Below are 7,832 nucleotides of genomic sequence, written 5' to 3'. Positions count from 1 at the left end.
TGGCTGCCGTGATGATCTTTCTCATTCTACAGGGTCTGCGCTCGATGCGGACCGAAGCGCTGGAACACGCCCGATGACAAGTAAAACCGACGTCAGACGCTACCCCGGGCTCGGCCTCTTCAGCCTTGCCTTCTTTGTTTATCTCTACTTGCCGATTGCGGTCGTCGTTTTCTATTCCTTCAATGTGAACCGCATCGTTTCCAATTGGGGCGGATTTTCTCTGCACTGGTATCGGGAAGCCCTGACCAATCCCAACTTGCTCGGAGCAGTGAAGATCTCGCTGCTCGTCGCGGCCGTCGCAACCGTGGTTTCCACCGTGATTGCGCTGGCGGCGGCCATGGTTCTGGTCCGGGGCAAGACCGTGCGCTACCGCCGGACCTCAGAAGCGATCGTCAACCTGCCGCTGCTTCTGCCGGAAATCGTCGTTGCCGTCGCGGTATTGATCCTGTTCTCCGAGATCGGTCTGGTGAACGGGATGGCCAAGCTGATGATCGCCCACACGACCTTCTGCATTCCCTTCGCCTTCCTGCCCATTCGGGCGCGGCTGCAGGGCATGGATCTCGACCTGGAGGAAGCCGCGCGCGACCTCTATGCAACCGGCTGGGTGGCGTTTCGCCGTGTCACGCTGCCGCTGATCCTGCCCGGGGTTTTCGCCGGCGGCATGCTGGCCTTCGTCATTTCGATGGATGATTTCATCACCAGCAACCTGTTGAATTCCGGCGGTGGCACCACATTGCCCGTCTACATCTTCTCGCTGATCAAACAGGGCGTCTCGCCGCAGCTGAACGCGATATCGACGCTGATCATGATCGCCTCGGTGGTCCTTGCGACGCTCGCATTTCTTCTCCAGCGCAAAGGTCAAAGTTAGCCCGGTGGCCACCAGCGCAGCCGGGCAAGGATTTTCCGAAGCGAAGCATCGGACAATAGACATTTAACTCGCCCGCGCCCGGGCTATCATCCACTGGGGAAACAGCATGAATTCCAACAGGTTGACGGAAGTGAGGGGCAAAAACAGTCTCTCGCTTTTGCTCTACCGTTCACAAGAATAAGGAGAACAGCATGCCGATCAAGACGTCCAAAATACGTTGTCTCATAACCGGTGCGGCATTTTTCGCTCTCGCGGGCGCTGCCCATGCGGAAGGAAAACTTGCGATCTACGCCTGGGCGGATTCCATCGCCCCCGATCTGGTTGAAAAGTTCGAGGCGGAGACCGGGATCGATGTGACCGTCGATGCCTTTTCCTCGAACGAGGATATTCTCACCAAGCTGCAGGCCGGCTCCTCCGGTTACGACATCGTCACGCCGTCACAGCATTTCGTGAAGATCATGGTTGATTCCGGCCTGTTGGAGGATATCCAGGCGAGCAGCATGGCGGCCTATCAGCAGGTGCGGCCGGAATGGCAAAAGCAGTGGTGGGACCCCACGGGCGCCTACTCCGTCCCCCTGGCCTATGGCAATGCCGGTTTCAGCGTCAACCGCGACGTCTACAAGGGCCCGGTGGACAGCTGGAAGGTCTATTTCGAGCCGCCGGCCGAGCTTCAGGGCAAAGTCGGCAGTCTCGCGCAACCGGATGAAGTTATCAGCGCGGCACAAAACTACCTCGGCATCGCGTATTGCAGCGAAGATCCGGCAGAGATGAAGCGGGTTTTCGACCTCCTGATCAAGCAGAAGCAATTTGTCGCCGCTTACTCCAGCGACAACATCGAAAACCGCATCGGCGGCGGCGAAGTCGGCGCGCATTTCTGGTGGGATGGCAATTCGCTTCGTGTACGCCGGAATGACAAGGCCAATGTCGAATATGCCATGCCCAAGGAAGGCCTGGTTGGCTGGCTGGACTCCTACGCCGTTCCGAAAGGCGCGGTAAACATCGAGAATGCGAAGAAATTCATCGACTTCATGGCTAGAACCGACAACGCGACGGCGGAGTATAACTACTATGGCCACTCCTCGCCGATGAAGGTCGATGAGAAGACCGCGCTTTATACCAAGCAAAACGCGCCGGAACTGTTTCCGACCGTGCCTGTGAAACTCTCCAAGGCCTGCTCGCCCGCAGCCCAGGAGCTGATGACAAAAGTCTGGACACAACTCCTCCAGTAACCTTGCAAAGTACAAGCCGCGATCCATCGCCCGGATCACGGCTTCACATCGCGGTCTGATCGCCGCCCTTGAAATACAGCAGCCTTCGCCACCTGACCGCAACGTCGGCCGTCAGGTGGCGAACTGCGTTCGTAGCCAATATACTCAATGATTGTATGCAAATTATACAATTATCTTCATACAACTATTGACAATATCGTATCCTCTGTAGGACGCTCCACAAAATCCAAGAGAGGCAAGCATGACAAACGCGTCCGTTTCTCCAGCCGTTTCCATCCGGAATGTCAGCAAAAGCTTCGGCAAGGGGATCTACGCCGTCCCGGTGCTGGACGATGTGTCGCTCGATATCGGCCGGCGTGAGTTCTTCACGCTGCTTGGGCCTTCGGGTTGCGGAAAGACCACGCTCCTGCGCCTGATTGCAGGCTTCGAGACAGCCAATGCCGGAACGATCGCGATCGAAGGACAGGATGTGACGGCCGCTCCGCCGTTCCATCGTCCGGTCAATACGGTATTCCAAAGTTACGCACTGTTTCCCCACCTGACTGTCGAACAGAACGTTGCTTTCGCGCTGGTCGAACAGGGCCTGGCACGCGAGGCAATCCGCACGCGCGTTGGAGAAGCGCTTGAAATGGTCCGCATGGGCGCCTTCGCGCGGCGCCGCCCCGCCGAACTGTCGGGCGGACAACAGCAGCGCGTGGCGCTGGCCCGCGCTCTGGCGCCCCGCCCCCGTGTTCTTTTGCTTGACGAGCCGCTTTCCGCGCTCGACCTGAAGCTTCGCAAGGAAATGCAACTGGAACTGAAGCAGCTCCAGGCCGAGGCCGGGATCACCTTCCTGTTCGTGACCCATGACCAGGAAGAGGCGCTCACATTGTCTGATCGTGTGGCGGTGATGCAGGCCGGAAAAATACTGCAGATGGGGCCGCCCCGCGAAATCTACGAAAGGYCGACCCATCGCTTCGTGGCGGATTTCATCGGCGACATCAATCTTTTGGAAGGCGAAGCTTTGCCAGGCGGCGGTGTGCGTCTCGGCGCGGGCGCGGTGGTGCCCTTGACCTGCGCCACTCCAGGCAAGGTGACGATCGCCATCCGCCCCGAGCGGGCAAGGCTGGCGATGGCCGGCGAGGGCACCCTGGATGCCACAGTGATCCACTCCGCTTATCTTGGCACGGCAATGCTGCACAAACTTGGCCTTCCGGATGGCAGCACCTTTCTGCTGCGGCAATCGGAATCCTCCGGCCCGCCGCCCGAGACCGGTAGCCGCGTCGGGCTGGCATTGCCCGGCGAGGCGATCCGGGTGCTGCTGCAATGATGCACAATCCCACCCTGCGGCGCGCGTCGCTTCTTACTCCGGCAATCGCCGTCATTCTGATTCTGATCGGCGTGCCGCTCTGCCTGATGGGCTGGATATCCCTCCTTGGCAAGGGCACGAGCAGCGGCGTGGACTGGGCCTCGCTACCGTCGGTCGCAAACTATGTTCGTCTTGTCTGGGAGGAGGATTTCGACGGCACGATGATCCTGAACTCCAGCTATCTGGTGATTTTCCTGCGTTCGGTCGTCCTGGCCGCAGCGACGACGATCTTCTCCCTGCTTCTGGGACTGCCGGTCGCCCTGTGGATGGCGGGGCTGTCGCGCACCGGTCGCGACGCGATGCTGCTGCTGATCACAATCCCGTTCTGGACAAACCTTCTCGTCCGCAACTATGCGTGGCTGATCATCCTGCGCGAGGATGGCTGGGTGGCGAAATCGGTCAATGCGATCTCGCCTTTCGGACCGGTGCAACTGCTCTACAATGACGCGGCGGTGGCAATCGGGCTGACCTACTCCTTCCTGCCTTTCATGATCCTGCCGCTCTACACGGTGTTCGAGAAATTCGACTGGCGCCTTCTGGAGGCAGCCTATGATCTGGGCGCAACACGCAAGCGGGCGCTGCGCCGCGTGCTGCTGCCGATCGCGACCCCAGGCATCATGGCCGGATCGCTGCTGGTCTTCATCCCGTGCCTGGGCGCCTTCGTGACGCCCGCCCTTTTGGGCGGCGGCAAGACATTGATGCTGGGCAATATCATACAGATGCAGTTCGGCGCCTCGCGCAACTGGCCATTCGGGGCTTCGCTTTCCGTGATCCTTTTGGCAGCCATGCTGATCGTCATGACGGCGATGGCCCTCCTGCGAAACAGGAGGATTGCATGAATCCGAAGCGTTTTCCCTTCACACGCGAGATTTCCCTGGCGGTGATGGCCTATCTCTATGTCCCCGTGGTCGTCCTGATCGCCTATAGCTTCAACGCCAACCGCACCGCGACGATCTGGACCCATGCCTCGGTGGATTGGTACGGCCGCATCCTCGTGAACCCATCGATCCAGGCCGCAGCGTGGAATTCGCTCCTGCTGGCAGTTTGCGCCGCGACAGCCGCAACGTTACTTGCGCTTCTGGCCGCGCTCTCCACCCGTCGCGACTTTCTGGGACGCGGAGCTGCGGAAACCGTGTTGAACATGCCCTTGATCCTGCCCGAGATCGTCGTTGCCGTCGCGACACTGCTGCTGTTCGTGGCGCTGGGCGTGCATCTGGGATTGGCTGCAATGATGGCGGCGCATACCGCCTTCTGCATTCCTTTTGCCTACCTGCCGATCCGGGCGCGCCTCGACGGCATGAGCGGCACCTATGAGGAGGCGGCGCAGGATCTCTATGCGAGCCGCTTCCGCACATTTCGCCGTGTCACGATGCCGATGCTGTGGCCCGGCGTGATGGCGGGATTTACGCTGGCCTTCGTCACGAGCCTTGACGACTTTCTGACCTCGTTCTTCCTCTCAGGCCCCGGCACCACCACCCTGCCCGTCTACATCTTCTCCGCCATCCGCTCCGGCATCTCACCCGAAATCAACGCGATTTCGGCCGTCATGCTGGTCGTCTCGGTTCTACTCGTCTCGCTTTCCTTCTTCCTCGGCCGTCTGCGCCGTTAACTCTAGAGGAGTCCTGACATGACGTTGAAATCCCGCCTTGGTGGCGTACTTGCCGCACTTGCCCTTCTTGCGTCGCCGGCCGCGGCGCAGGAAGCGGAAAAGACGCTCTATTTCTACAATTGGACCGACTACTACCCAGTCCAGCTCCTGACGAAGTTTGAGGCAGAAACCGGCATCAAGGTGATCCTGGACGGCTTCGACAGCAACGAAACGCTGCTGGCGAAACTGCAGTCCGGCGGAGCGAACTATGACGTCATCGTGCCCAGCGACTATGTCATCCCGGGCCTGATCAAGGACGGACTGCTGCAAAAGATAGACACGTACAAGATGTCGAACTACGCCCAGATGAAGGACGCATTCAAGAACCCGGATTTCGATCCGAAGCATGAATATTCCGCGCCATATCTCTGGGGTGTGACCGGCCTTGCCTATGACAGCGCCCAAGTGCCTGGCGGTACGCTGGAACCGAGCTGGAAGGAATATTTCGAGCCGCGCCCGGAGCTGCAAGGCAAGATCGCCGCGCTCGACACCGCAAGCGACGAAATCCTCGCAGCCTCTCTCTATCTCGGCATCCCGCAATGCACCGAAAGCAACGAGGACGCCAAGCGCATTCTCGAACTTTTGCAGGCGCAGAAGGCGAAACTGAAACTCTACAGCTCCGATACCACTGTCGATCGCATGGCCGCCGGTGAGGTGGCGATGCATCATCTGTGGAACGGCGCGACGGCACGTGCCACAGCGCAGCGCGCCTCGATCCGCTTCATCTATCCGAAGGAAGGCACGCCGATGTTCCGCGACAACTTCGCCGTCCCCGCCAATGCACCGCATCCCGAAAACGCCAAGATCTTCATCAACTGGATGATGGCCCCGGAAAACGCGGCGGCGGTCTCGAACGCCATCGCCTATGCCAATGCGATCAAATCGGACCAGTTCCTCAATGAGCAATGGCGGAAGATGGATGCGATCAACATGCCGGCCGAATATTCCAGCCGCCTGGTGCCGACGCAGGATTGCGGCCCCAAGGCGCGCGATCTGCGTGACAAGATCTGGACCCGCCTGAAGGGCTGACAACAGGCAAGGGCGCGCGGCCCGCTGATGGGCCGCGCGACAGCGCCGCGCGTCATTCATGACGCGCAAGGGTCGCCGTAGCACTTTAAATTTGCTGCATAATTTTTCCTGAAATCAATGCCGGTTTGAGGAATTAGGCAGTCAGAATTCGGAGACGCAAGCATGACCACCACCTATTCCAACCTGCGCGATATCGAAGGGCGGGCTGTTGGCATCCGCTGCACAGCCGGCATCATCGACGCCGTCGGTCCCGGGATCACAGCACCTGATGCGATAGACGGCAGCGGTCGACTGGTCCTGCCGGCCTTTGTCGAACCGCATGTTCATCTCGACAAGACGCTTTGGGGCGAGAGCTGGCAGCCCGGCCGGCGCTCGGAGCGCCTGCGTGACTATATCGACAATGAACGCCGCGTCCTGTCGTCCAATCCCACCCCGCCGCAGGAACGCGCAGGGCGCCTTTTGACCGAAATGCTGCGCCATGGCACGACCGCCGTGCGCTCGCATATCGATGTTGCCCCTGACATGGGCCTGTCGCATGTCGAGGCCATGCTGCGCCTTCGCGAAGAGTGGCACGACAGGATCGACCTGCAATTTGTCGCCTTTCCGCAACAGGGCCTGTTGTGCCGTCCTGGCACCGCCGGGCTGATCCGGGAAGCGATGGATATGGGTGTCGAAACCGTTGGCGGCCTCGATCCTGCAGGCATCGACGGCGACCCCGATGGCCAGCTCCGTTTCATCTTCGATCTGGCGGCCGAAAAGGGCGCTGGCGTCGATATTCACCTGCATGACAAGGGCGACCTTGGTGCGTGGCAGGTCGAGCGCATCGCCGACTACACGGCGGCCACCGGACTTGCAGGCAAGGTGATGATCTCGCACGCCTATTGCCTTGGCATGATACCGGAGGCGCGGCTCGACCTGATCGGACAAAGGCTGGCCGATCTGGGGATTTCGCTGATGACGTCGGCCCCCGCCGACGTCCCAGTGCCGCCCGTGGAAAGGCTGACGGAAATCGGGGTCACCGTCTGCTGTGGATCGGACGGGATCAGGGACTCGTGGTCACCCTTCGGCAATGGTGACATGCTGGAGCGGGCGTTCCTGACCGCCTACCGCTTCGACTGGAACACCGACAAGGATCTCCGCCGCGCCATCGGCTGCGCCACCACCGCCGCCGCCCAAGCCATCGGTCTTCCCAATTACGGCCTGCGTCCCGGCGCCCGCGCCGATTTCGTGATGATCGAAGCGCAGAATGCCGGCGATGCAGTTTGCCGCAGGCCGGGTGGCCGGCAGGTCGTGCGCCGGGGCGTCGTGGTTACCGGATAGGGGGCTTGCGGTTCAGGTATGCGCATCGATTTACCGCAAATTCCTGCCCGGCCCGACCCTGCTGGCGCAGCGAGCCGATGACCTTGGTTGGCCATGTCCTAGAACGTCAAAAAGCCCCGGGACATTTCTGTCCTGGGGCTTTTTGATTTGGTTGCGGGGGCAGGATTTGAACCTGCGGCCTTCAGGTTATGAGCCTGACGAGCTACCGGGCTGCTCCACCCCGCGTTATCCGTGCAAATCCGAAGGATTTGTCGCGTCTGTGTATCCGTGCAATCCGTAAGGATTGTCGCATCAGCGTTTTGCGTCAGCAAAATCGCGCCGGTGCAAGTCCGAAGGACTTGTCGCCTTGATCTGCGTATTCGGCGGAGCCGAATATCGCATTTAGGCTGC

At 60.3% G+C, this 7,832-nt stretch carries 7 protein-coding genes and 1 tRNA gene; 7 read left to right on the top strand and 1 reads right to left on the bottom strand.

The features are described 5' to 3' along the window. Window positions 1-73: 73 nt before the first annotated feature. The 7 genes from AC1D17_RS26835 (at window position 74) to AC1D17_RS26805 (ending at window position 7,442) form a co-directional block, all read left to right on the top strand. Window positions 74-868: an ABC transporter permease gene (locus AC1D17_RS26835; RefSeq protein ID WP_477568302.1), complete on the top strand. Its 795-nt coding sequence runs from the start codon at window positions 74-76 to the stop codon at window positions 866-868. A gap of 191 nt (window positions 869-1,059) precedes the next feature. Beyond that, entirely contained in the window at window positions 1,060-2,097 is a 1,038-nt protein-coding gene (locus tag AC1D17_RS26830; RefSeq protein WP_477568301.1) for an extracellular solute-binding protein, read from the top strand. Between the two features lie 241 nt (window positions 2,098-2,338). After that, window positions 2,339-3,406, top strand: coding sequence for an ABC transporter ATP-binding protein (locus tag AC1D17_RS26825; protein WP_477568300.1), 1,068 nt, complete (start codon window positions 2,339-2,341; stop codon window positions 3,404-3,406). Then, window positions 3,403-4,284: an ABC transporter permease gene (locus AC1D17_RS26820; RefSeq protein ID WP_477568299.1), complete on the top strand. Its 882-nt coding sequence runs from the start codon at window positions 3,403-3,405 to the stop codon at window positions 4,282-4,284. The genes AC1D17_RS26825 and AC1D17_RS26820 overlap by 4 nt, the downstream gene beginning before the upstream one ends. Continuing rightward, window positions 4,281-5,054 (top strand): ABC transporter permease, encoded by a 774-nt coding sequence (locus AC1D17_RS26815; RefSeq protein ID WP_477568298.1) that lies wholly within the window; start codon window positions 4,281-4,283, stop codon window positions 5,052-5,054. Before AC1D17_RS26820 ends, AC1D17_RS26815 begins: the two co-directional genes overlap by 4 nt. Window positions 5,055-5,072: 18 nt before the next feature. Further along, window positions 5,073-6,122 carry an extracellular solute-binding protein gene (locus AC1D17_RS26810; RefSeq protein WP_477568297.1) on the top strand — a complete coding sequence of 350 codons (1,050 nt, stop codon included), beginning with the start codon at window positions 5,073-5,075 and terminating at the stop codon, window positions 6,120-6,122. A 162-nt stretch (window positions 6,123-6,284) separates the two neighbouring features. Further along, window positions 6,285-7,442: an amidohydrolase family protein gene (locus AC1D17_RS26805; protein WP_477568296.1), complete on the top strand. Its 1,158-nt coding sequence runs from the start codon at window positions 6,285-6,287 to the stop codon at window positions 7,440-7,442. A gap of 148 nt (window positions 7,443-7,590) precedes the next feature. On the opposite strand, the gene AC1D17_RS26800 is transcribed toward AC1D17_RS26805, so the two are convergent. After that, window positions 7,591-7,667 (bottom strand) — tRNA-Met (locus AC1D17_RS26800). Window positions 7,668-7,832: the final 165 nt, after the last annotated feature.

The organism is Pararhizobium sp. P1_E7, from assembly GCF_056405855.1.
This window is presented reverse-complemented; position numbering and strand designations above follow the sequence as displayed.

Excerpts from the sequence above, each read along its gene's own strand:
- AC1D17_RS26820 (WP_477568299.1), top strand. The coding sequence starts at position 3,403 with ATGATGCACAATCCCACCCTGCGGCGCGCGTCGCTTCTTACTCCGGCA.
- AC1D17_RS26830 (WP_477568301.1), top strand. The coding sequence starts at position 1,060 with ATGCCGATCAAGACGTCCAAAATACGTTGTCTCATAACCGGTGCGGCA.
- AC1D17_RS26810 (WP_477568297.1), top strand. The coding sequence starts at position 5,073 with ATGACGTTGAAATCCCGCCTTGGTGGCGTACTTGCCGCACTTGCCCTT.
- AC1D17_RS26835 (WP_477568302.1), top strand. The coding sequence starts at position 74 with ATGACAAGTAAAACCGACGTCAGACGCTACCCCGGGCTCGGCCTCTTC.
- AC1D17_RS26815 (WP_477568298.1), top strand. The coding sequence starts at position 4,281 with ATGAATCCGAAGCGTTTTCCCTTCACACGCGAGATTTCCCTGGCGGTG.
- AC1D17_RS26805 (WP_477568296.1), top strand. The coding sequence starts at position 6,285 with ATGACCACCACCTATTCCAACCTGCGCGATATCGAAGGGCGGGCTGTT.